18 protein-coding genes are annotated in these 23,887 nt (G+C 66.3%); 5 read left to right on the top strand and 13 right to left on the bottom strand.

What is annotated here, in order from left to right; all coding sequences use genetic code 11:
* Nucleotides 1-34: 34 nt before the first annotated feature.
* The 3 genes from VDP74_RS11650 to VDP74_RS11640 all read left to right on the top strand — a co-directional run bounded on the left by VDP74_RS11650 (nt 35) and on the right by VDP74_RS11640 (nt 4,989).
* On the top strand, nt 35-1,309 hold the full coding sequence (locus tag VDP74_RS11650) for an RsmB/NOP family class I SAM-dependent RNA methyltransferase (RefSeq protein ID WP_322999812.1): 1,275 nt from the start codon (nt 35-37) through the stop codon (nt 1,307-1,309).
* A 111-nt stretch (nt 1,310-1,420) separates the two neighbouring features.
* Nucleotides 1,421-2,629 carry a fatty acid desaturase gene (locus VDP74_RS11645; RefSeq protein ID WP_322999803.1) on the top strand — a complete coding sequence of 403 codons (1,209 nt, stop codon included), beginning with the start codon at nt 1,421-1,423 and terminating at the stop codon, nt 2,627-2,629.
* Nucleotides 2,626-4,989, top strand: a complete 2,364-nt coding sequence (locus tag VDP74_RS11640) for a UvrD-helicase domain-containing protein (protein WP_322999802.1) — start codon at nt 2,626-2,628, stop codon at nt 4,987-4,989. Before VDP74_RS11645 ends, VDP74_RS11640 begins: the two co-directional genes overlap by 4 nt.
* Nucleotide 4,990: 1 nt before the next feature.
* Here VDP74_RS11640 and VDP74_RS11635 read toward each other — a convergent pair whose 3' ends face one another.
* The 9 genes from VDP74_RS11635 to dapD form a co-directional block, all read right to left on the bottom strand.
* Nucleotides 4,991-5,767 carry an ABC transporter permease gene (locus VDP74_RS11635; RefSeq protein WP_322999801.1) on the bottom strand — a complete coding sequence of 259 codons (777 nt, stop codon included), beginning with the start codon at nt 5,765-5,767 and terminating at the stop codon, nt 4,991-4,993.
* Nucleotides 5,767-6,993 (bottom strand): ABC transporter substrate-binding protein, encoded by a 1,227-nt coding sequence (locus VDP74_RS11630; protein ID WP_322999800.1) that lies wholly within the window; start codon nt 6,991-6,993, stop codon nt 5,767-5,769. The genes VDP74_RS11635 and VDP74_RS11630 overlap by 1 nt, the downstream gene beginning before the upstream one ends.
* On the bottom strand, nt 6,990-7,820 hold the full coding sequence (locus VDP74_RS11625) for an ABC transporter ATP-binding protein (protein ID WP_322999799.1): 831 nt from the start codon (nt 7,818-7,820) through the stop codon (nt 6,990-6,992). Before VDP74_RS11625 ends, VDP74_RS11630 begins: the two co-directional genes overlap by 4 nt.
* Nucleotides 7,821-7,823: 3 nt before the next feature.
* Entirely contained in the window at nt 7,824-8,927 is a 1,104-nt protein-coding gene (locus tag VDP74_RS11620; RefSeq protein ID WP_322999798.1) for an acyl-CoA dehydrogenase family protein, read from the bottom strand.
* Between the two features lie 16 nt (nt 8,928-8,943).
* A complete protein-coding gene (locus VDP74_RS11615) occupies nt 8,944-9,486 on the bottom strand; it encodes a carboxymuconolactone decarboxylase family protein (RefSeq protein ID WP_322999797.1) in 543 nt (180 codons plus the stop codon).
* A gap of 220 nt (nt 9,487-9,706) precedes the next feature.
* Nucleotides 9,707-11,614 (bottom strand): ABC-F family ATP-binding cassette domain-containing protein, encoded by a 1,908-nt coding sequence (locus VDP74_RS11610; protein WP_322999796.1) that lies wholly within the window; start codon nt 11,612-11,614, stop codon nt 9,707-9,709.
* Nucleotides 11,611-12,507, bottom strand: coding sequence for a 50S ribosomal protein L3 N(5)-glutamine methyltransferase (prmB, locus tag VDP74_RS11605; RefSeq protein ID WP_322999795.1), 897 nt, complete (start codon nt 12,505-12,507; stop codon nt 11,611-11,613). Before prmB ends, VDP74_RS11610 begins: the two co-directional genes overlap by 4 nt.
* Nucleotides 12,508-12,558: 51 nt before the next feature.
* Nucleotides 12,559-13,707 carry a succinyl-diaminopimelate desuccinylase gene (gene dapE / locus VDP74_RS11600; protein ID WP_322999794.1) on the bottom strand — a complete coding sequence of 383 codons (1,149 nt, stop codon included), beginning with the start codon at nt 13,705-13,707 and terminating at the stop codon, nt 12,559-12,561.
* Between the two features lies 1 nt (nt 13,708).
* On the bottom strand, nt 13,709-14,530 hold the full coding sequence (gene dapD / locus VDP74_RS11595; RefSeq protein ID WP_322999793.1) for a 2,3,4,5-tetrahydropyridine-2,6-dicarboxylate N-succinyltransferase: 822 nt from the start codon (nt 14,528-14,530) through the stop codon (nt 13,709-13,711).
* Nucleotides 14,531-14,796: 266 nt separating this feature from the next.
* On the opposite strand from dapD, the gene VDP74_RS11590 reads away from it, so the two are divergent.
* The gene (locus VDP74_RS11590; protein ID WP_322999792.1) at nt 14,797-15,417 is read left to right on the top strand and encodes a LysE family translocator; all 621 of its coding nucleotides are present in this window, start codon (nt 14,797-14,799) and stop codon (nt 15,415-15,417) included.
* 16 nt (nt 15,418-15,433) lie between these two features.
* Here VDP74_RS11590 and VDP74_RS11585 read toward each other — a convergent pair whose 3' ends face one another.
* Together VDP74_RS11585 and VDP74_RS11580 are read right to left on the bottom strand one after the other, a co-directional pair.
* Nucleotides 15,434-17,065 (bottom strand): acyl-CoA synthetase, encoded by a 1,632-nt coding sequence (locus VDP74_RS11585; RefSeq protein ID WP_322999791.1) that lies wholly within the window; start codon nt 17,063-17,065, stop codon nt 15,434-15,436.
* A gap of 13 nt (nt 17,066-17,078) precedes the next feature.
* Nucleotides 17,079-18,290, bottom strand: a complete 1,212-nt coding sequence (locus VDP74_RS11580; RefSeq protein ID WP_322999790.1) for an ABC transporter substrate-binding protein — start codon at nt 18,288-18,290, stop codon at nt 17,079-17,081.
* 138 nt (nt 18,291-18,428) lie between these two features.
* Here VDP74_RS11580 and VDP74_RS11575 point away from each other — a divergent pair, with 138 nt between their 5' ends.
* Entirely contained in the window at nt 18,429-19,232 is an 804-nt protein-coding gene (locus tag VDP74_RS11575) for an EcsC family protein (protein ID WP_322999789.1), read from the top strand.
* 7 nt (nt 19,233-19,239) lie between these two features.
* On the opposite strand, the gene VDP74_RS11570 is transcribed toward VDP74_RS11575, so the two are convergent.
* Together VDP74_RS11570 and VDP74_RS11565 are read right to left on the bottom strand one after the other, a co-directional pair.
* On the bottom strand, nt 19,240-20,685 hold the full coding sequence (locus tag VDP74_RS11570; protein WP_322999788.1) for an efflux transporter outer membrane subunit: 1,446 nt from the start codon (nt 20,683-20,685) through the stop codon (nt 19,240-19,242).
* Complete coding sequence (locus VDP74_RS11565; RefSeq protein ID WP_322999787.1) at nt 20,682-23,882, bottom strand: multidrug efflux RND transporter permease subunit; 3,201 nt, start codon at nt 23,880-23,882, stop codon at nt 20,682-20,684. The genes VDP74_RS11570 and VDP74_RS11565 overlap by 4 nt, the downstream gene beginning before the upstream one ends.
* Nucleotides 23,883-23,887 lie beyond the last annotated feature (5 nt).

Here is a 23,887-nt window from a genome sequence, read left to right as displayed (position 1 = left end):
CATGGCGGCTGCCCGTATCGAGCAGGTCCGTCAAGTGCTGGGCGAAGTCCTGCAGTGGCAGTACCCGGCCGATGCCGTGCTGTCGCACTGGTTCCGCGCGCACAGTAATGCCGGGCCCCGCGACCGGGGAGAAATCGCCGAGGCCGTGTTCGACGTGCTGCGTCACCTGCGCCGCTACAGGCAATTCGCCGAAAGTGGCCAGGGTGCCGCCACTCGCCGCCTGGCAGTGCTTGGGCTGGCCTCGGTCTGGCCGCGCAGCACCCTGGATACGGGCCTGGACGAGCACGAACGCGCCTGGCTGGACTATGTGCAGGCATTTGCCGTGAACAGCCTGCCGCTGGGCGTACGCTACAGCGTGCCGGATTGGCTGGAAGCCCATCTGACCAGCCTGCCGGAGGCCGAATCCCTGCTGCGGGCACTGAACCAGCCCGCGCCCCTGGATCTGCGCGTCAATCCGTTCAAGACCGATCGTGCCGCCGTGCTGGCTGCCTGGGCGCAGGGGCCGGAGGCGCGCTGGGCGGCGCAGGCCACCCCGTACTCGCCCTGGGGCATTCGCATCCAGGGGCGCCCGCCGGTGAATCGCTGGACTTCCTTCGAGCGCGGCGAGATCGAAGTCCAGGACGAGGGCAGTCAGTTGCTGGCTGCGCTGGTCGGCCCCAAGCGTGGGGAAATGGTCATCGACTACTGCGCAGGGGCGGGGGGCAAGACGCTGCTGCTGGGGGCGCTGATGCGCTCCACCGGACGCTTGTATGCTTTCGACGTGTCGGCCGCCCGCCTGGCGCGTGCCAAACCGCGCTTTGCCCGCAGCGGCCTGTCCAACATCGTGCCGGTGGCGATTGCCGAACGCCATGATCAGCGCGTCAAACGCCTGCGCGGCAAGGCGCATCGGGTGCTGGTGGACGCGCCGTGCAGCGGCCTGGGCACGTTGCGCCGCAATCCGGACCTGAAATGGCGCCAGCACCCGGAATCCCTGGAACAGCTGCTGGCGACCCAGGCTGCGATCCTGCGGGATGCGGCGGCCTGCGTGCGCCCGGGCGGACGCCTGGTCTACGCCAGCTGCAGCCTGCTGCCCGAAGAAAACGAGCAGCAGGTGCAGGCCTTCCTGGCAGAACACCCGGAATTCACGCTGCTGGACGCGAGCACCGTGCTGGCCGACCGGGGGATCACGCTGACGTTCGATGGTCCCATGCTGCATCTGCGCCCGGACGTGCATGGCACCGATGGCTTTTTTGCGGCGGTCATGCAGCGTCAGGCGGCCGAAGCGCCCCGGGCCGACACGCCCGCAGAGCCTGAAGCCGAGCCGGCCTGAGGCTGCCATGCGCCCGGTCGGTGCCGGGCGCGACGCTCGTCCTTTCCGTGAAGGTCCTCGTGGTCTACACTGGAAGCCTCCCCATATTCTGTGGGTACGTACCCCAACACCATGAATACCTGGCTATCCTTTCTGCAGGGCGGCGTCCTGCAGCTGGGCCCCTGGGCCTTGCTGGCCGTCACCCTGGTCCTGACCCACGTCACCATCGTGGCCGTCACCCTGTACCTGCACCGCAGTCAGGCGCATCGAGGGGTGGACCTGCATCCGGCCGTGGCGCATTTCTTTCGATTCTGGCTGTGGCTGACCACAGGCATGATCACGCGCGAATGGGTTGCCATCCATCGCAAACACCACGCCAAATGCGAACGCGAGGGCGATCCCCATTCGCCGGCCGTCTTTGGCCTGGCTCAGGTGTTTTTCCGGGGCGCGGAACTGTATCGCGACGAGGCCCAAAACCAGGAAACCCTGCGCCGCTTCAGCCACGGGACTCCCGACGATTGGCTGGAACACCACCTGTACCGCCGTCATAATCTGCTGGGTATCGGCCTGATGCTGGTGATCGATCTGGCGCTGTTCGGCGTGATCGGCCTGACCATCTGGGCCGTGCAGATGGCCTGGATCCCGTTCTGGGCCGCCGGTGTGGTCAACGGCCTGGGGCATGCCTGGGGATACCGCAATTTCGCCTGCCCGGACGACAGCACCAATGTGTCGCCCTGGGGGTTTCTGATCGGCGGCGAGGAACTGCACAACAACCACCATGCCTACGGCACCTCGGCGAAGTTCTCGTCGAAATGGTATGAAATCGACCTGGGCTGGGGATACATCCGGGTGCTGCAGGCCCTGGGGCTGGCACAGGTGCGCCGCGTTGCGCCGCGCCTGCAGTGGCAATCCGGGGGGCCGGTAGCCATCGAATCCCTCAGCCAGGACCAGCTGCAAGGCATCATCGTCCACCGTTATGACGTCCTGGCGCGGTATTCCCGCATGGTCAAGACCACCGTGGCGCATGAACTCAAGGCCTTGAAACTGCGCCGCTGCCTGGCCGAACGCCGCCTGCTGCGGCGGTGCCGAAAATGGCTGGTACGCGATCCGCAGGCGCTGGCGCCCGTCGAACAGGCCCAGGTGGCGCGGGCGCTGTCCGTGGCGCCGGCCCTGTCCACCCTGCTGCAGATGCGCCGCGAACTGACGGCCCTGTGGGAATCCTCCAGCGCCAGCAGCGACCAGTTGCTGGCTGATTTGCGGGCCTGGTGCCAGCGGGCGCAGGCCAGCGGCATCGACGGCCTGGAACAATTCGCGTATCGACTACGCTCCTATGCTGCATGATTGAAGGTCTGAACGAACAACAACGCGCCGCCGTCACCCTGCCGGCGCAGCACGCACTTGTCCTGGCGGGAGCGGGCAGCGGCAAGACCCGGGTGCTGACCACGCGCATGGCGTGGCTCATCCAGACTGGTCAGGTCGGCCCTTTCGGCCTGCTGGCCGTCACCTTCACCAACAAGGCCGCCCGTGAAATGCTGTCGCGGCTGTCGGCGCTGCTGCCCATCAACACGCGTGGCATGTGGGTCGGCACGTTCCATGGTCTGTGCAATCGCCTGTTGCGCGCGCATTTCCGCGAAGCCGGCCTGCCGCAGACCTTCCAGATTCTGGACAGCGCCGATCAGCTCTCGGCCATCAAGCGCATGCTGAAGACTCACGGCGTGGATGACGAGCGCTTCCCGCCGCGCGACGTGCAGCGCATGATCAACGGCGCCAAGGAAGACGGCCTGCGTCCCAAGGACCTGGACGTGCGCGATGGTCATGCGCGACGACTGGCGGACCTGTACCAGCGCTACCAGGATCAGTGCGAACGCGAAGGCGTGGTGGATTTTGGCGAGTTGCTGCTGCGGGCCTACGAACTGCTGCAGCGCGAGGCCCCGATCCGCGAGCACTATCAGCGCCGCTTTCAGCACATCCTGGTCGACGAGTTCCAGGACACGAACGTGCTGCAGTATCGCTGGCTGATGCTGCTGGCGGGCAGTCATGCGCCGGTGTTCGCCGTCGGCGACGACGATCAGTCCATCTACGCGTTCCGGGGCGCGAATGTCGGCAATATGGCGGATTTCGAGCAGCGCCATGCGCACGGCAACGTCATCCGCCTGGAACAGAATTACCGGTCTCATGGCCACATCCTGGACGCCGCCAATGCCCTGATTGCGCACAATGCCCATCGCCTGGGGAAAAATCTGTGGACCGAGGCAGGCGAGGGCGAGCCCCTGCGCGTCGTGGAACAGGCCTCCGACCAGATGGAGGCCCAGTGGCTGGTCGACGAGATCCGGGCGCTGCTGCGCGAGGGCCGGCCGGCGCACCAGATCGCCGTGCTGTATCGCAGCAATGCGCAGTCGCGCCCCATCGAGCATGCCCTGTTTTCATCCCGCGTGCCCTATCGCGTGTATGGCGGCCAGCGTTTTTTCGAACGACAGGAAATCAAGCACGTCCTGGCATATCTCCGCCTGATCGACAACCCGCACGACGACACGTCCTGGATGCGGGTGGTGAATTTTCCGACACGCGGCATCGGTGCGCGCACGCTGGAACAGCAGGCCGATGCCGCTGCGCAGTACGGCACCAGCCTGGCGGGCGCCGTGGCCTACGTACCGGGCAAGGGCGGTGCCAGCCTGGCGCGCTTTGCGACTCTGATCCGCGAGATGGCAGAGGCCGCCCAATCCCTGGACCTGCCTGAACTCATCGGCCACGTGGTGCACCACAGCGGCCTGGAGGCCCATTATCAGGCCGACCGCGAAGGCCAGGACCGGCTGGACAACCTGCAGGAACTGGTCAATGCGGCCGCTGCCTTTGTAGCTGAAGCCGGCCTGCAGGGCCTGGTTGCCGGCCGGATTCCGGCATTCGCCGCCGGCGGGACGGTGCCGGAAGCGGCTGGTGCGACAGCGTCGAATGCGATCACGGGCGCGATGCCTGTCGAGAATGCCTTTCCGGCGGACGATTCCGGCTTTGATGCGGGTATTGCGCCGCCCGCCGTCATGTCGCCGCTGGGCGCCTTTCTCAGTCACGCCTCGCTGGAAGCCGGCGACAATCAGGCCCAGGCCGGCGAGGACGCCGTGCAGTTGATGACCATGCACGCGGCCAAGGGCCTGGAATTCGATGTGGTGTTCATCACCGGTCTGGAAGAAGGCCTGTTCCCCCACGAGAATAGCCTGCTGGATGCCGGTGGTCTGGAAGAGGAACGTCGCCTGATGTACGTGGCCATCACCCGGGCGCGCGACCGCCTGACGCTGACCCTGGCGCAAAGCCGCATGCTGCACGGCCAGACGCGCTATGCGCTGCGTTCGCGGTTCCTGGACGAGATCCCCGAACAGGATCTGAAGTGGATCACGCCGCGTCAGCGCGCGGCCATCCCTGAACAACAGCCCGCCTGGCGCGGAGCCTTTCGCCGGGGGATGGGCGGTTGGCAGGGTGAAGGCGGCAGCAGTTTCGCGCCGCGCGGGCCGCGTACCCGCGCCGCCGATGTCACCGTCGGCGACCAGTGTTTCCGCATCGGCGCCGTCGTGCGCCACGGGCGCTTTGGCGAGGGCACCATCGTGTCGCTGAGCGGCACTGGCACCGAGGCCCAGGCCCGCATCGAATTCCATGATGTGGGCACCAAGACCCTGGCCCTGGGCGTGGCGAAGCTGGATATCCTGGACTGAATCAGCGCCCGCGTGCCCAGCGCCGATGCAGGCGCTGGGCGGTGGCATCCAGTGTGAAGCCCAGGGCGCCGATCAGGATGATGACGGCCATCAGTTCGGAATAGGCCAGGCGGTCGCGGGTGTCCAGGATGAAGTAGCCCAGACCGGAACTGACGCCCAGCATCTCGCAGGGCACCAGGATGATCCAGACGATGCCGATGGCCAGGCGCAGCCCGGTCAGCATGTGGCCCAGCGAACCGGGGATCACGATCTTCCACAGGATCTCGGTGCGGGTGGCGCTCAGGCTGCGAGCCAGCATCAGCCAGCGGGCGTCCAGCTGCCGCACGCCGGCGCTGGTGTTCAGAATGATGGGCCAGACGGCGGCGAAGCTGAGCAGGAAATAGATCGGCGCGTCGCCCACGCCGAACAGCATCACGGCAATCGGCATCCAGGACAGCGGCGAGACCATGCGCAGGAACTGGAACGCCCCACTGGTGGCGAATTCCAGCCGCCGGGACAGACCGATGGCCAGGCCCAGGGGGATACCGAACACCAGCGCCCAGAACAGGCCCACCGCCACGCGTCGCAGGCTGACCAGGGTGTGCACGGTCAACTGGTTGTCCGCAATCAGGTGCGCCAGGCTGGGCAGCGCCTGGCCCGGGGCGAACAGGCGCGCCATGGCCAGGTCCTGACCCAACAGGCCGATGCCGGCGGCCCACAGCAGCAACAGCGTCAGCAGACCGCCCAGGCTGAGCAGCAGGCGCTGGCGGGATGACAGGGCGCAAGGGCGGGCATTCATCAGCTGACCTCGAAAGTTTCCGTGCGGGTGTAGCCGCCTTCGATGCCAAAGCTCGCCAGGCCGCCTTGGGCCTCGATGGCCTTCTTCACGTAGCGGTCGTCCACCAGATCGCGGGCGACGTGGGCGGGGTCCAGGTCCTTCAGGAAGGCGTTTTCACCCAGGACGTAGGTCTCCTTCAGCAGCGACACCAGTTTTTCGGTGTAGCTGGGGTAGGGATAGGGGCGGAAATCGATGCGCAGCTCGTTCCAGTCGGCGTGACGGATGGCGCCGCTCTTTTCATAGGCGGCGTCGCGTTCGGCCGAAGGCAGCAGCACCCGAGCCAGGGTGGACGCCTCGTGCGGCGTGTATGCGGCCGGATTGTCGCGGGCCAGGATCTTGACTGTGTCGTCCCGGTGGCCGCGCACCCAGGCCTGGGCCTGGACGATGCCGTTGACGACTTTCTGCGACCATTCCGGGCGTTCCTGCAAGTCGCGTTCGTGCATGGTGACCACGCAGCAGGCATGGTTGCGCCAGACATCGCCGGTAAAGCGCCAGACCTTGCCCACGCCCAGCTCTTCGGCCTTGGCATTGAAGGGTTCGGCCACGATGTAGCCGGAGATCCGCTTGCTGCCCAGGGCGGGCAGCATGTCGCCGGGCGACATGACGACCAGCTTCACTTGTTTTTTTGTCGGTTCACCCTCGTTGATGAATTCCAGGCCGGACTGGCGCAGGATGGCCTGCAGCACGATGTTGTGCACCGAATACCAGAAGGGGATGGCTACCGTCGTGCCGCCCAGATCTTCCAGTGTGTTGACGCTTGGCAGCACGGTCAGGCAGGAGCCTTCCGTATGGTTCCAGGCGACCACCTTGGCGGGGGATTTGCTGCCATAGCGCGACCAGATGGTCATGGGCATCAGCAGGTGGACTACGTTCACCTGGCCACTCAGGAAGGCCTCGACGATCTGCGACCAGCTGCGAAAGCGCCGGGGCTGTTCGACCTTCAACCCCTGTTTTTCAAACAGGCCGTTGTGGTGGGCGATCAGCAGGGGCGTGGCGTCGGTGATCGGCAGATAACCGATGCGCACGGGGGCGTCGGGTTCGGCGGCATGGGCCAGGCGGCCTGCCTGCAGCAGGGGCAGGGCGCCGGCTGCGGTGAACATGGCCGACAGCTTGAGGAACTGGCGGCGACGCGCCAGCGTGGTATCGGCGATGCCGCAGCAGGGGTCAATCAGTTTGAATCGTGTCATTGGGGTCTCGGTAAACGGGCGCTGCGCAGGGTCTGCAGGATCTGGACGCGCAGGCCGGTCAGTTCATCGGCCGTTTCATCGCGCGGATGGGGCTGGCCGACGGACCACTGGCCGATCAGGCGCCCGGGCTGGCCGCCGATCAGGAGAATGCGGTCGGCCAGCAGCAGGGCCTCGTCGATGTCGTGCGTCACCAGGATTGCGGCGGCCTGATGCTGGGAACGGATCTGCAGCAGCAGCGATTGCATTTCGTGGCGGGTGACTTCGTCCAGGGCGCTGAAGGGCTCGTCGAGCAACAGGATCTGCGGAGCGCGGGCCAGGGTGCGGGCCAGGGAAGCCCGTTGCGCCATGCCGCCCGACAATTCGTCGGGGTATCGTGAGCGGGCCGACAGCAACCCGACCTCGCTGATGGCCTGCTGGACGCGTTGCCGGCGGGTAGCGTCGTCCAGTTTCGGTTGATTGCGAAAGTCCAGGCCGAAGGCCACGTTTTCTTCCAGGGTCAACCACGGCAGCAGGCTGGGATCCTGGAACACCATGCCCAGGGCGGGCGAGGGGCCGGTCAGGCGTGCGCTGCCCAGCCGGATTTCGCCAGCCAGGGATGGCTGCAGGCCTGCCAGCACTCGCAGCAGGGATGATTTGCCCACGCCGCTGGGGCCCAGCAGGGCAATGATTTCCCCGGCCTGCAGGTCCAGGGAAAAGTCGCTCAGCACGGGGGCTGCAGCCCGCTGGCCCGCCACCGCGTAACCCAGGGTGATGTCCTGGATGCTGAGCACGCAGGCGGGCGCGTCGGAGGTTCTGCGGATCTGTGAGGAAACGTCTGGATGGATCATGGCTCAAGCCGCCTGGGGCTGTTCCAGCGCGTGGATTTCCTTGCGCAGGTGCTTGAGGGCTGGCGTGACGATGGCCACGAACAGGGCTTCGCGCAGACGGCGCTGGGCCGGGCTGCTCATCAGGTACCCGGCAGCCCCTGCGTGCAGGGCGGCGGACTGGGTAGCCCGCAGGCTCAGCTCGGATCCCAGTGCGCGGGCGCGCAGGACGCTGAGCAGCGGTGCAGCCTGCCCCTGGCGGGCCAGTTCGTGCGTCTGGTTCAGCAGTGTCTGCAGGGCTTGCCGCAGATCGCCCTCCTGATCGTCCAGGTAGCAGTTCACGTGCTGCAGCCGCTGGTTGGTGGCGTGGATGGTGTCCAGGCTGGCCTGGACCAGGCCGGCGCCCATGCCGATCTGCATCAGCAGGAAACCAGGCTTGAAGTCCTGCACGTAAGCATCGAACTGCTCCGGGCCGGAGAGCACGTCCTGGGGCGGCACGAAAACGTCCTTGAGGCGCACGCCGTAGGTGCCGCTGCCCTCCAGGCCGGAGAACGTTGGGCAGGCGCGCAGCGTCAGGCCTTCGGCGCCGGGAGGGATGGCGAACATGACGTAGCCGCCGTCATCCAGGGCAGCCGCCACGATCAGCAGGTGATCGGGTCCCAGGTTGGACACCCAGGGCAGGGCGCCGCTGATGCGGTAGCCGTCGCCTTCCCGGTGGCCGCGCAGATTGATGCGCTCGATGCCGGCCAGGTGCTTGACGGCGTTGGACATGCCGGTGCCAGCCAGCAGGCGGCCGCTGGCGACGGCCTGCAGGTAGCGTTCCTGGACGGCCCGGTTGTGGCTGTGCTGCAGGTACCAGGCGCAGGTGGCCTGGCACCAGACCAGAAACGAGGTCGCCCCGCAAGTGCGCGCGACCTGGGCGATCACGTCGATCTGGGCGGGCAGGTCCCGGCCCAGGCCGCCGGTCTGCGGCGGCAGGGCGGCGCCAAAGCCACCCAGGCGGCCCAGGGCCCGCATGAAATCACCGGGATACAGTCCTCGGTCGATGGCTTCGACCTGGGGGGCGAGGGTATCGCGGATCAGTTGCTCGATCCTGCCGTCCGTATCGGCAGGCAGTGTGCTGTGTGTCATGGTGCGCCCCTGCCGATCAGGCGTAGGCCTGAAGTTCCGGGTTGATGGGGGTGCGGGCCAGATTGTTGGCGTAGTTGCACAGGGTGGCCAGGCTGACGCCCAGCACGACGTCCAGTGCTTGGGCATCGCTGTAGCCGGCGGTGCGCAGGTCGGCCAAGGCCTGGTCATCGACCTGTCCGCGATGTTCCAGGACTTGCAGGGTGAACTGGGCCAGGGCGTTCAGTTTTGGGTCGGACAGCGCCTGGGTGCCGCGCAGGGCGTCGATGAGCTCCTGGGGCAGTTGCAGTTTCTTGGCGGCGATCTTGGTGTGGCCGGCGACGCAGAAGCCGCAGCCGTTATAGGTGGCAGCCGTGATCTGGACGATTTCCCGTTCGGTAGGGGTGAGGCTGTTGCGGCCGTTGATGGCGCCGACGACCTGGTAGGTTTCGAGCGCAGTGGGGGCGTTGGCGAGCACGCCGAGCAGGTTGGGCAGGAAGCCGCTGGCCTTTTCAGCGGATTTCAGGCGTTCTTGGGCTTCGGCGGGGGCGGATGCGACGGACTGGATGGGGAGACGGCTCATGGTGACTGAAATGAACGAGGTTTAGACCTGTTCATTCTATGGAGCCGAGTCCTCATAGCGAACGACTATAAGAATATTAAATTATTCAGATTTGGAATATAGGGGAGCTTAGGGGGAGCTCATCGCCGTGGCGAGGGGGCTCCAGCAGCTCCCGCAGCCCCCTCGCCACGGCGATTGACGTGGTTTGCGACGATGTTGGCTGGGGTTCAGGGGCGGGTGCTTACAGTGCTTCGATTTCTGTCTGGATGTCCAGCCATTCCTCTTCGGCGGACTGCAATGTTTTGCTGAGTTCTCCGTGTTCGGCCAGCAGGGCGGGGCGGTCGTCCTTGTGGGCGTCCGTGTAGAAGGCGGGATCGGCGATCAGGGCGTCCAGTGCAGCCAAGCGGGTCTGGGCACTGGCCATGGTGTCCTCGATTTTTTTCAGGCGGGTTTCCAGGGGTTTGCGCCGAGCGGCGAGTTGCTGGCGGGCCTGGGCTTCTTCGCGGCGCTGGGCTTTGCGGTCTGGGGTTGGCGCGGCGCTCGCGCGCGCGGCCTGGTTTTGCTGAGTCTGGCGCTGTTGCAGCCAGTCGCGATAGTCTTCCAGGTCGCCGTCGAAGGGCTGGATATGACCGTCGGCGACGATCCAGAAGGTGTCGACGGTGGTGCGCAGCAGGTGCCGGTCGTGCGAGACCAGCAGGACGCTGCCGGGGAATTCCGCCAGGGCGCGGGCCAGGGCTTCGCGCGTGTCGACATCCAGGTGGTTGCTGGGTTCGTCCAGCAGCAGCAGGTTGGGTTTGCGCCAGACGATCAGGGCCAGGGCCAGGCGCGCCTTTTCGCCGCCGGAAAAGGGGGCGACAGGCTGGTTGACCATGTCGCCGCCAAAGCCGAAGCGGCCCAGCATGTTGCGCAGTTCCTGTTCGCGGGTGTCGGGGGCGATGCGGGCGAAGTGCTGCAAGGGGCTGGATTCGGGGTCCAGCACGTCCAATTGCTGCTGGGCGAAATAGCCGATTTCCAGGCCCTTCGCGGGTTGGATCTGGCCGGCCAGCGGGTTCAGTTCCCGGGCCAGGGTCTTGACCAGGGTGCTCTTGCCCGCGCCGTTCACGCCCAGGATGCCGATGCGGCTGCCGCCGCGCACCATAAGACTGACGTCCTTCAGGATGGTGCGTGGCGCGCCATCAGCGACGGCGTAGCCCAGGGTGGCGTCTTCCATGCGCAGCAGCACGTCCGGTGTCTGGATGGGGTCGGGCAACTGGATGTCGATGCCGGATTCCACGGCCAGGGGGGCCAGCGTCTGCATGCGAGACAGGGCCTTGACCCGGCTTTGTGCCTGTTTGGCCTTGGAGGCCTTGGCTTTGAAACGGTCGATGAAGGCTTGCAGGTGGGCGGTTTCGCGCGCCTGTTTCTGGCGGGCCAGCTGGTTCTGGCGCAGGCGCTCGGCACGCTGTTCCAGGAAGTCTTCGTAGCCGCCTTTGTAGCGGATCAGCTTGCCGTGCTCGAAATGCAGGATGGTGCGGGCCACCGCGTCCAGGAATTCCGTGTCGTGGGAAATCAGCAGGACTGTGCCAGGATAGCTGCCCAGCCAGCGTTCCAGCCACAGCATGGCATCCAGATCCAGGTGGTTGGTCGGTTCGTCCAGCAGCAGCAGGTCGGAGGGGGCCATCAGCGCGCGGGCCAGGGCGATGCGCATCTGCCAGCCGCCCGAGAAACTGGCCACTGGCCGGGTCCATTCGTCGGGGGCGAAGCCCAGGCCGGCCAGCAGCTGTTCGGCGCGAGAAGGGGCGCTCCAGGCCTCGGCCTCGACCAGCGCGGATTCCAGTTCGGCGATCTGCTGGCCCTGATCCGGGCCCAGGGCCGCCCGCTGCGCCTGCAGGTCGCGCAGGTGGCGGTCGCCGTCGATGACGAATTCGCGAGCGGCGCGATCCGTGTCGTGCAGGATCTGCTCGACGCTGGCCAGGCGCCAGGCGGCAGGGATGTCCAGCGATCCGGCGTCCGGGTCGATCTGGCCCTGCAGCAGAGCGAAGAGCGATGACTTCCCGGCGCCGTTCTTGCCGACGAAGCCTACCCGCTCGCCCGGGTGCACGACGAATTCGGCGTCTTCCAGCAGGACCTTGACGCCGCGCCGCAGGGTCAGGCCGGTGGCGCGGATCACGCTGCCAGCTGCGCGCGGCGCAGCAGCAGGATCTGGTCGCTGGCGGTCTCGGTGCTGAGCCAGATGGGATCCAGGTCCGGGAATGCAGCCTGGAAGTGGGCCTGTTCGTGGCCGATTTCCAGGACCAGCAGGCCGTCGGGCGTCAGGTGGTCGGGGGCCTGGGCCAGGATGCGGCGTACCAGGTCCATGCCGTCCGCGCCGCCCGCCAGGGCCATGCGCGGTTCGTGCCGGTATTCGGGCGGCAGCGCCGTCATCGCCTGGCTGTTGACGTAGGGCGGATTGCAGATGATCAGATCGTAGCGGCGATCGGCCGGGATCTGCGCGTACAGGTCGCTGCGCAGCGCCTGCACGCGGCCTTGCATGTCATGCAGGGCGATGTTGGATTGCGTCACGGCCAGGGCATCGGGCGACAGGTCGACTGCGTCGACCTGGGCGGCATCGAAGGCCAGGGCCGCCAGAATCGCCAGGCAGCCCGATCCGGTGCACAGGTCCAGCACCCGCGTGACTGTGTCGGGGTCCTCGATCCAAGGGCTCAGCTGTTCGGCCAGCAGTTCGGCGATCGGCGATCGCGGCACGATGACGCGCTCGTCGACCAGAAAGCGTTCACCCTGCAGCCAGGCCTCGCCCGTCAGGTAGGCGGCGGGTTTGCGCGAGGTGACGCGTTCATGGATCAGGTCCACGCAGCGCAGGCGTTCGCGTTCCAGCAGGCGGGCGTCCAGAAAGGGTTCCAGCGTGTCCAGCGGCAGGTGCAGGGCGTGCAGCAGCAGGTAGGCGGCTTCGTCCCAGGCATTGTCGCTGCCGTGGCCAAAGACCAGGTTGGCGCCGCGAAAGCGGGTCACGGCCCAGCGCAGCAAGTCGCGCAGGGTCAGCAGTTCGGTGTGGGGAGAGGCCATGGTGGGCGGGTGCGTTCCGATGGAGCAGGGGCCGTGCCGGCGCGGCGCGGATCAGCTGCGTTCCGTATCGGGCAGCAGCGTTTCCAGGACCCTGCGGTAAATGTTCTTCAGGGGGACCAGATTGTCCAGGGGCAGCGATTCGCCCACCTGGTGGATGGTCCGGTTCAGGGGGCCGAACTCGACGACCTGAGGACACAGGCGGGCGATGAAACGGCCATCGGACGTGCCGCCGGTGGTGGAGAGTTCCGCCCGTGCGCCGGTTTCGTCCGAGATGGCCGATTGTAGCGCAGCGCACAGCGGGCCTTGCGGTGTCAGGAAGGGCAAGCCGCTGATCGTCCAGGCGATGGCGTAATCCAGCCTGTGGCGGTCCAGGATGGCGGCGACTCGCGCCTGCAGGCCGTCTGGAGTGCTGGCCGTCGAGAAGCGGAAATTGCAGTCCATGATGGCTTCGCCGGGGATCACGTTGCCGGCGCCCGTGCCGGCGTGCAGGTTCGAGACCTGGAAGGTCGTGGGCGGGAAATAGTCGTTGCCCTCGTCCCACCGGGTGGTGGTCAGTTCCGTCAGCGCAGGCGCCAGCTCGTGGATGGGATTGCGGGCCAGGTGCGGATAGGCGACGTGGCCCTGGATGCCGCGTACCGTGATGCGCGCCGACATCGAGCCGCGCCGGCCGTTCTTGATCGTGTCGCCCAGCTGATCGGTCGAGGTGGGTTCGCCGACGATGCAGTAATCCGGCTTCTCGTCCCGGGATTCCAGTATGCGGCAGACGTGCACCGTGCCGTCGGTGGCCGGGCCTTCCTCGTCCGAGGTCAGCAGCAGGGCGATGGAGCCGGTGTGCTGCGGGTGGGCGGCGATGAATTCCTCGGCAGCCACTACGAAAGCCGCCACCGAGGTCTTCATGTCGGCGGCGCCTCTGCCCACCAGCATGCCCTCTGTTTCAGTCGGTTCGAACGGCGGGCTGGGCCACGCGGATTCCGGACCCGGCGGCACGACGTCGGTGTGGCCGGCGAAGACCAGCAGAGGGGCCGTGGCACCGCGCCGGGCCCATAGATTGCTGACGCCGCCGCTGGGCAGTGATTCGCAGGCGAATCCCAGCGGGCGCAGTCGGCCGGTGATCAGGTCCTGGCAGCCGGCGTCGTCCGGCGTGACCGAGGGGCGGGCGATCAGCGCATGGGTCAGCGCACGGACGTCGGCATCGGCCATGTCAGGCTCGCAGCAGGTCGTTGATACTGGTCTTGGCTCGGGTGCGGGCGTCGACGCGCTTGACGATCACCGCGCAGGCCAGGCTGTGGCTGCCGTCGGCGGCCGGCAAGGACCCCGGCACCACGACGGACCCGGAGGGAACCCGGCCGTAGTGGATCTCGCCCGTGGCTCGGTCGTAGATCCGGGTGCTTTGCGAGATGAACACGCCCATCGCCAGGACGGAGTTTTCCTCGATGATCACGCCCTCGACGATCTCGGACCGGGCGCCGATGAAGCAGTTGTCCTCGATGATGGTCGGGCCGGCCTGCAGGGGTTCCAGCACGCCGCCGATCCCGACGCCGCCCGACAGGTGCACGTGGCGGCCGATCTGGGCGCAGGAACCTACCGTCGCCCAGGTGTCGACCATCGTGCCTTCGCCGACGCGGGCGCCGATGTTCACGTAGGACGGCATCAGAACCACGTCAGGGCCGATGTAGGCGCCGCGTCGCACCGTGGCGGTGGGCACGACCCGAAAGCCCGCCTGCTGGAAGTCTGCAGGGGAGTAGTCCTGGAACTTCAACGGCACCTTGTCGTAATACAGCTGGGGGGATTGGCCCATCACCCGGTTGTCCGACAGCCGGAAGGACAGCAGCACGGCCTTTTTGATCCATTGATGGACCTGCCATTGACCGTCGATCTTTTCCGCGACACGCAAGGACCCGTCATCCAGCCCCGCCAGGGTATGTTCGACGGCCTGGTTCAGGTCGGCGGATGATTGGCCGGGACTCAGGGCCGCCCGGTCTTCCCAGGCGGATTCAATGAGGTTCTGGTGGGCAGTGTGCATGATGGCGGACCGGGTTCGAGAACGTAAAAAAATCGGGCCGATAATTTTATCAGTGTGTCCGCCGCGTGTCGGCCGTCCGTTCAATTACCTGTCAGGCGGGCGTCGAGCGAGAAGGGGGAGTGAGGGTGCGTCATGGCGTCAATATTCGGGTCTGGGCGGCAGTACACTAGCGCATTCTGGGCCGGCTGCATCCTTTCGCCGCCGGCCTGTCGTGGACGCGTGTGGCTCCTGGGGACGCTGGTCCGGATTGCGAGGTTCTTTTCACCATGACATCGGCGACATTCTCGCTATTTTTACTGACTTTTTTCCTGGTGTCGTTGACGCCGGGCATGTGCATGGTGCTGTCGCTCAGCCTGGGGATGACCGTCGGCGTGCGGCGCGCCGCCTGGATGTGGGTTGGCGAGCTGATCGGCGTAGGCACGGTCGCGGTGGCATCCGTGCTGGGCGTGGCCACGGTGCTGCTGCAGTATCCCCCGCTGTTCACGGCCTTCAAATGGGGCGGCGGCGCCTATCTGGTCTGGCTGGGCATCGAGATGTGGCGCTCGAAGGGCTCGCTGGCCATTCCCGACGTGATCGACGGGGCACAGGCACCGCGCCGCCTGCAGCTGGCCATGCAGGGGCTGGTGACAGCCGTCGCCAATCCCAAGGGCTGGGCTTTTTTCATCGCTCTGCTGCCGCCGTTCCTGGATTTCAGCCAGCCGATGGCCCCGCAGCTCAGCCTGTTGCTGGCCATCATCCTGAGCATGGAACTGTGCTGCCTGATCCTGTATGCCACAGGCGGCTCGGTCGCCCGCACCCTGTTGGCCAGCCGGTCCAACGTGCGCTTGATGAACCGCATCGCCGGCACCCTGATCATCGGCGTCGGCATCTGGCTGATGCTGGAATGAACGCCGGGCGGGTGGCCTAGGAACCGGAAGGCTGGTGCAGGTCGCGCAGCGCCTTGCGGATGACTTTGCCCGTAGTCGTCATCGGCAGCGTATCCATGAATTCGATCAGTCGCGGATATTCGTGGGCGGCAACGCGTTGGCGGACGTAATCCTGGATCTCGGCGATCAGGGCATCGCTGGGCAGGTAGTCTTCCTTCAGCACGATGCAGGCCTTGACGATTTCGGTCCGTTCGGGGTCGGGAACCCCGATGACGGCAGCCAGTCGCACGGCCGGATGGCTGATCAGGCAGTCTTCGATCGGGCCTGGGCCGATGCGGTAGCCCGCGCTGGTGATGACGTCGTCACCCCGGCCCTTGAACCACAGGAAGCCGTCCGCGTCGCGCATGCCGCGATCCCCCGTGACCAGGAAATCGCCGATGAAAGCGTCGGCGGTGGCGCGCTGATTGGCCCAGTATTGCAGGAACATGACCGGATCGGGACGGCGCACGGCGATGTGGCCTTCTGTGCCATCGGGCACGATCTGGCCGTGATCGTCGATGATCTGGACGTCATGGCCGGGCACTGGCCGGCCCATGGCCCCCGCGCGCGGCTCGAACAGGGCCGAACATGAGGACACGATCATGTTGCATTCGGTCTGTCCGTAGAATTCGTTGATCGTCACCCCCAGGGTCCTGCGCCCCCAGTCGATCAACTGGGCACCCAGGGTTTCACCGCCGCTGGCTACCGAGACCAGGTGCAGCGTTCCATATTGTTCGGGACGTTCCAGTGCGCGCAGCATCTTGATGGCGGTAGGTGGCAGGAACGTGTGGCTGACCTGGTGCTTGGCCATCAGCCGCCAGGCCTTTTCGGCGTCGAACTTGCCGAACCGGTGCGCCAGGACGGCGACGCCGTGGTGCCATGTGGGCATCAGCACGTCCATCAGGCCGCCGATCCAGGCCCAGTCGGCCGGCGTCCACATCAGGCGGGCTTGATTGGGGAAGAAATTGTGCGAGATCTCCACGCCGGGCAGGTGGCCCAGCAGCACGCGGTGCGCGTGCAGGGCGCCTTTGGGTTTGCCCGTCGTGCCCGAGGTGTAGATGATCACCGCCGGATCGTCGGCCAGGGTGTCGTGCGGCGTCAGGGTCTTGCCCTGCTGGGATTCAATGGCCCGCCAGAACGAGTCCTCGTCCTGCGGGCCGGCGTCGATATTCAGGATGCTGCCCAGTTCCGGCAGCATGTCGCGGATGGAAGAGATCTTGCCCAGGCCTTCGGTGTGTGTGATCAGCGCCCGCGTGCCTGAATTGCTCAGGCGGAATTGCAGGGCCTCGGTGCCGAACAGTGTGAACAGGGGCACTGCGATGGCGCCGAGCTTGTAGACGGCCAGGTGGGACAGGGCGGTTTCCAGCGCCTGGGGCAGCAGGATGCCGACCCGGTCGCCGGGACCGACGCCCCTGGCCCTCAGGGCCAGGGCCAGTTCGTCGGACCAGCGTTTCAACTGGTCGAACGAATAGTGGTCCGGCGGCGCTTCGCCGCGATCCACAATCAGGGCGAGGCGGCCGCTACCGTCGGCCCATCGGTCACAGACGTCCGTGCCGATGTTGTAGTGTGCCGGTATCGACCAGGAAAAATCCTGGCGCGTCTGGGCATAGTCGTCTCGCGCCTGCAGCATGTCGGTCTCCGGTTCAGCCTTTCAACAAAGCGCAGGTCGATGCGGATTCGGGTCCGTAGACCGATTCGGCCGGCAGCGTGCGCACGATGTTGTAGTAGTCCCAGGGCGCCTTGGATTGTTCAGGTTTCTTCACCTGGGCCAGGTACATGTCGTGCATCATCAGGCCGTCCTTGCGCACATAGCCGTTCTTGACGAACATGTCATTGATCTTGTGCGACTTCAGGTAGTGCATGATGGTGTCGCCGTCATCGGTACCGGTGGCCTTGACGGCTTCCAGGTAGTTCTTGGCCACGGAATAGTCGCCCGCCTGCAGGAACGATGGCGCGCGCTTGTGCTGGTCAAAGAACCGCTTGGACCAGGCGCGGGACTCGTCGGACTGGTTCCAGTACCAGGGCGTGGTCAGGTACAGTCCGGCGGTGTTCTCCAGGCCCAGGGCATGGATGTCGTTGATGAACACCAGCAGTCCGGCCAGTTTCATGGTCTTGGTGATGCCGAATTCCTTGGCGGCCTTTGCGGAATTGATGAAGTCCCCGCCCGCATTGGCCAGGCCCAGCACCTGGGCGCCGGAACTCTGGGCCTGCAGCAGGAACGATGAAAAGTCGGACGTGGCGATTGGCGCACGGACGGCACCCAGGACCTTGCCGCCGTCTTTTTTCACGACTGCAGCGGTGTCCTGTTCCAGGGAATGGCCAAAGGCATAATCGGCCGTCAGGAAGAACCAGGTCTTGCCGCCTTCGCGCACCACGGCCGATCCCGTGCCGTTGGCCAGCGCTACCGTGTTGTAGGCGTAGTGAACGGTGTAGGGCGTGCATTTTTCATTGGTCAGCTGGGACGAACCGGGACCGACCGCCAGGAAAGGCTTTTTCTTTTCAGCGGCAACGGCGGCCATCGACAAGGCCGTGGCCGAATTTGTTCCGCCTATCAGCATGTCCATTTTCTGGGTATCGAACCAGTCGCGGGCGCGGGCCGAGGCGATGTCGGCCTTGTTCTGGTGGTCAGCGGTCAGCAGTTCGATTTTTTTCCCGTTGATCTCGCCCCCCATGTCGGCGATGGCCATGCGGATGGCATCGGCCCCCGCCTGCCCGTCGATGTCTGCGTACACGCCGGACATGTCGGCGATGAAGCCGATGCGGATGACATCATCCGACATGCCGGCGGCGTGAGAAGGCAGGCTGGCGCCCAGACCAAAAACGGCCAATGCGGCCGCCAAGGCGGTCTTTTTCATAGGTTTGTCTCCTGGATGTGCTGTTTTTATCCGCTTGCGCGGTGTGGACCACAATACCAGAGGCATGGCGGCGCTGTCGAGGATTCGGGGGACTTGGTGCACAATGCGTACATGGATCGACGGGAACAGAAAGACGCTATGGATACGCCTTTGAACGGGGCCGATCTGGACGATCTGCGCGCCGCTCGCCAGTTGCTGGAGAACCCCGGGCTGGCAGCGCGCATGACCAGTCTGGTCGGCGCGCCTCTCGAGAAAGGCCTGGACATGCTGCCTGTCGGCTGGCAGGGCCGGATCGCAGGCGTGACCCGCAATGCGCTGAGCAAGGCCGCCGATGCGGCCATTTTCACCTTGGGCGATACCCCCGGTGCAGGCAGCGCGGATCGCTGGCATCAGTGGGGGGCGGCGCTGAGCGGCGGCGTGGGCGGCTTTTTCGGCCTGGCCGGCCTGGCCGTAGAACTGCCCGTTTCCACGACCCTGATGATGCGTTCCATCGCAGCCATCGCCCGTAGTCAAGGCGAATCACTGCGGGATGCCAGTACGCGCCGGGCCTGTCTGGAGGTCTTCGCGCTGGGGGGCAAGACCGATACCGACGACGCCGCCGAGAGTGGCTATTACACCGTGCGCGTGGCGTTGGCGCAGGCGGTCGGGCAAGCCGTCGACTACCTGGGCGCCAAGGTTGCGGTCGACAAGGCCTCCACCCCGGCGATGGCGCGCCTGATCGCCGCCGTTGCCGACCGCTTCGGCATCCAGGTCACCGAGAAAGTCGCCGCCCAGGCCGTCCCCGCGCTGGGCGCCGCCGGCGGCGCCCTGGTCAATACGCTGTTCATCAACCACTTCCAGGACATGGCGCGCGGCCACTTCACTGTCCGCCGGCTGGAGCGCAAATATGGCGTGGAGGTCGTGCGCACGGCCTACCTGAGGCTGGGAGATGCGCGCCCCTGAGCGGCCTTCATTGATCGCCCCAACCGCCGCCGATGGCACGGATCAGCTGGACGGCGGCGTGCGCGCGCAGACCGTCCAGCGCCACGACGGCGCGCTTGCGCTGCAGCACGCTGCGGTCCGCGTCGATGACTTCCAGGTAGCTGACGGACCCGGCTTCGTACTGGGCCTTGGACAGCTCGGCCGCGCGTGCGGCGGAAGCCACGGCGGCGTCTTGCACGGTGGTCTGTTCCCCCAGCAGCCGCAGCGCGGACAGGCCGTCCTCGACCTCCCCGAAGGCCTTGAGCACGCTTTGCCGGTACAGGGCCACGTCTTCCTCGTAGCGTGCGCGTGCGCGGTCGACGCCGGACTGGCGCCGTCCGCCGTCGAAGATCGGCAGCGAGAGCGCCGTCCCGACCAGCGGCCCCAGCAGAAAGCTGCGGCTCGACCAGCGCAGTAGGTCGCCCAGTTCGGATGACTCCAGGCCGAAAGTCCCGGTCAGGGAAAGCTGCGGGAACAGGGCCGCCTTGGCCGCGCCGATCCGGGCATTGGCGGCTGCCAGCGCCCGTTCCGCTGCGGCGATGTCGGGGCGCCGCTCAAGCAGGGAAGACGGCAGTCCGGCCGGAATGGCCACAGGGACTCGGACGAGGGCCTGCCTTGGCAGGGAAAAATCGGCGGGCGGCTGGCCGAGCAGCAACGCCAGCCCGTGCTCGGCGGCGGCGCGTTGCCGCTCGACGCCCAGTGCCTCGGCTCTCGCCGCTGCGAGTTCGGAACGGGCCCGTGCCACATCGAGTTCGCTGATATCGCCTTCGCGAAACCGGGTCTCGACCAGTTTCAGGCTCTGGCTGCGCAAGTCGATTGCCCGTTCGTAGAGCATGGCTTCGGCATCCAGTTGCCGGGTCAGGAAATAGGTCTGCGCGACGTCGGCCTGCAGCGCCAGCAGCACCGACCGGTACAGGGATCGGGCGCGTTGAGTGTCGGCGCTGGCGGCATCGGCTTCCGAAGCCACGCGGCCAAAGAGGTCGACTTCGTAGGACAGGCCGGTCTGCGCGCGCCAGAGGGTGTTGGTTCCGCCGGCATCTGCCGCGCCCTGGATGGCCTCCGATGTGCGCTGACGGCTGGCGCCCAGGCCGGCGGTCAGTTCCGGAAACCGATCGGCGCGCGCGCCGCGCTGCATGGCGCGCGCCTGATTCACGCGTGCGGCCGCTGCCTGCAGGTCCTGGTTTGCCCGCATGGCCTGTTCCTGCAAGGCATCCAGCATCGGGTCCTTGAAGATGGCCCACCAGTGCCCGCGTGCCAGATCGTCGGCCGGTTGGGCCTCTTTCCAGCGGTGTTGTTCGGCAGCGCTCAGGCTGGCTTCCTTGAAGGCGCCGGGCACTTCGACTGCGGGTCGTTCATACGTGGGGCCGACGGCGCACCCGGCCAGCAGGACGGCCAGCAGGCTCGGGACAATGACCGAATGGATGCGTGTGATCATGGGTGGGGTTCCGCAGTGGGGTTCGTGACGGGGGCGAGGGCGGTGGCAGGCTGGGGGTGCCTGGCCGGGAAGCGACCGGCCATCGTGCGCAGCAGCACATAGAACACCGGGGTCAGGTACAGGCCGAACACGGTGACGCCCAGCATGCCGAAGAAGACTGCGATGCCCATCGCATGGCGCATCTCTGCGCCCGCACCGGTGGACAGCACCAGCGGCACGATTCCCATGATGAAGGCGATCGACGTCATCAGGATGGGCCGCAGCCGCAGGCGGCTGGCTTCCCGGGCGGCCTGCGCCGCCGACATGCCCTGGGCTTCCAGTTCACGTGCGAATTCGACGATCAGGATGGCGTTCTTGCAGGCCAGGCCGACCAGCACCATGAGCCCTATCTGGGTGAATATGTTGTTGTCACCCTGAGTCAGCCAGACGCCGGTCAGGGCGGCAAGCGCGCTCATGGGCACGATCAGGATGACGGCCAGCGGCAGCGTCAGGCTTTCATAGAGTGCAGCCAATACCAGGAAGACCAGCAGCACGCTGATGGGAAACACCCAGACTCCAGCGTTGCCGGCCAGGATCTTCTGGTAGGTCAGGTCCGTCCATTCGAACTTGATGCCCTTGGGCAGCGTCGCTGCCGCGATGCGTTCGGCGCTGGCCTGGGCCTCGCCGGATGAATAGCCCGGCGCAGGGCCGCTGTTGATGTCGGCGGCCGTATAGCCGTTGTAGCGCACCACCATCTCGGGCCCGTAGGTCGGCGTCAGCGACACCAGGGATCCCAGCGGCACCATGGCGCCGGAAGCGCTGCGCGTCTTCAGAGTCAGGATGTCCTCGGGACTGGAGCGAAACGGCGCGTCGGCCTGGGCCTTGACCTGGTAGACCCGCCCGAAGCGGTTGAAGTCGTTGACGTAGAGCGAGCCCAGGTAGATCTGCATGGTGTCGAACACGTTGGTGATGGGCACCCCCAGCTGCTTGGCCTTGACCCGATCGAGATCCACGTCGAGCTGGGGCACATTGATCTGGTAGCTGGAAAACGCAGGTCCCAATTCCGGCGCCTGCGCGGCCTTGGCGAGGAAGGCCTGGACCGCGTCGTTCAGCCGGTCGTAGCCCAGGCCGGCGGTGTCCTCGATCTGCAGCTTGAATCCGCCCACCGTGCCCAGGCCCATCACCGGCGGCGGGGGAAAGACCGCGATGAAGGCTTCCTTGATGCCAGAAAACTGCTGGCTGAGGGCAGTCGTGATGGCCTGCGCGGATGTCGCTGCGTCGCGGCGCTGGTCGAAGTCGTCCAGCGCCATGAAGACCACGGCCGCGCTGGAACTGTTGGTGAAGCCATTGATCGACAGGCCTGGGAAAGCGATGACGTTCTTCACGCCCGGCTGGGCCATGGCGATGTCGCTCATGCGGCGGACCACGGCGTCCGTGCGCTCCAGAGAGGCGCCGCTGGGCAGTTGCGCGAAGCTGACCAGATACTGTTTGTCCTGGCCTGGGACGAAGCCGCCCGGGACGACGTAGGCTACCGCCGCCGTGAGCGCCAGCAGGATCAGGTAGACACCCAGGGTCGCGCCCTTGCGCCGCACGACTGCGCCCACGCCATGCGCGTAGCGGTCGGATGCCCGCCCGAACAGGCGGTTGAACGCGCGGAAGAAGCCGCCCAGGACGCGGTTCATGCCTCGGGTGAGCGCGTCGGGTTTGGCACCGTGGGGTTTCAGCAGCAGAGCGGCGAGCGCCGGCGACAGCGTCAGCGAATTGAAGGCCGAGATGACCGTCGAGATGGCGATCGTCATGGCGAACTGCTTGAAGAATTGCCCGCTCAGCCCCGTCATGAAGGCGAGCGGCACGAACACGGCAACCAATGTCAGGGCAATGGCGATGATCGGCCCGCTGACTTCGCGCATGGCGCGGTAGGTCGCGTCGCGCGGGCTCAGGCCGGCTTCGATGTTGCGTTCGACGTTCTCGACGACCACGATGGCGTCGTCCACGACGATGCCGATTGCCAGCACCAGGCCAAACAGAGACAGTGCGTTGATGGTGTAGCCGAACGCCAGCATCAGGGAAAATGTGCCGATGATCGAGATCGGCACTGCGAGCAGCGGGATGATGGAGGCGCGCCAGGTCTGCAGGAAGACGATGACGACCAGCACCACCAGGGCGATGGCCTCGAGCAGCGTCGACACCACCGCCTCGATGCTGGATCGCACGAACTGGGTGGGGTCATAGACGATGCGGCTTTCCAGCGAGGCCGGGAAGTCGGCCGACAGCGTCTTCATGGTGTCGCGCACGGCGTCGGAAATTGCCAGGGCATTGGCGCCCGGAGCCGCCATGATGGCCATGCCGACCGCCGGCTTGTTGTCCAGCAGGGACCGCAGCGCGTATTCCGACGCCGCGAGTTCGATGCGCGCCACGTCGCGCAGCCGGATGACGCCGCCGTCCGGCGAGGATTTCAGGACGATGTCGCCAAATTCCTCTTCGGTCTTCAGGCGGCCTTGCGCGTTGACCGAGAATTGCATGGCGACGTCCGGGCTGCTGGGAGAGGCGCCGATGACGCCGGCAGCCACCTGCACGTTCTGTTCCCGGATGGCGGCGACGACGTCGCTGGCCGTCAGCCCGCGCTCGGCGATCTTTCCCGGGTTCAGCCAGACGCGCATCGCATAGTTGCCGGCACCCCAGACCTGCACCTCGCCCACGCCGGGAATGCGCGCCAGCCTGTCCTTGACGTTCAGGACGGCGTAGTTGCGCAAGTAGGTCAGGTCGTAACGCTGATCAGGCGAAATCAGGTGCACGACCATCGTCAGGGCAGGCGTGGCCTTGATCGTCGTGACCCCCAGGCGCTGCACATCCTCGGGCAGGCGAGGCAGGGCCTGCGCGACCCGGTTCTGCACGAGCTGCTGGGCCTTGTCGGGGTCCATGCCCAGGTGGAAGTTGATCGTCACCGCCAGGTTGCCGTCGCTGTTGGCTTGCGACTGCATGTACAGCATGTTCTCGACCCCGTTGATGGCCTCTTCCAGTGGCGCGGCCACCGTTTCGGCGATCACCTTCGGGTTGGCGCCCGGGAACTGGGCGCGCACGACGACAGACGGCGGCACGACTTCCGGGTATTCGGAAATCGGCAGGCGGAACACCGCGAGCAGGCCGGCCAGCAGGATCAGCACGGAGAGGACTGCCGCGAAGATCGGCCGGTCGATGAAGAATCTGGAAATGTTCATGGGAG

It is taken from the genome of Castellaniella sp., from assembly GCF_034674885.1.
GTDB lineage: Bacteria > Pseudomonadota > Gammaproteobacteria > Burkholderiales > Burkholderiaceae_B > Castellaniella.
This window is presented reverse-complemented; position numbering and strand designations above follow the sequence as displayed.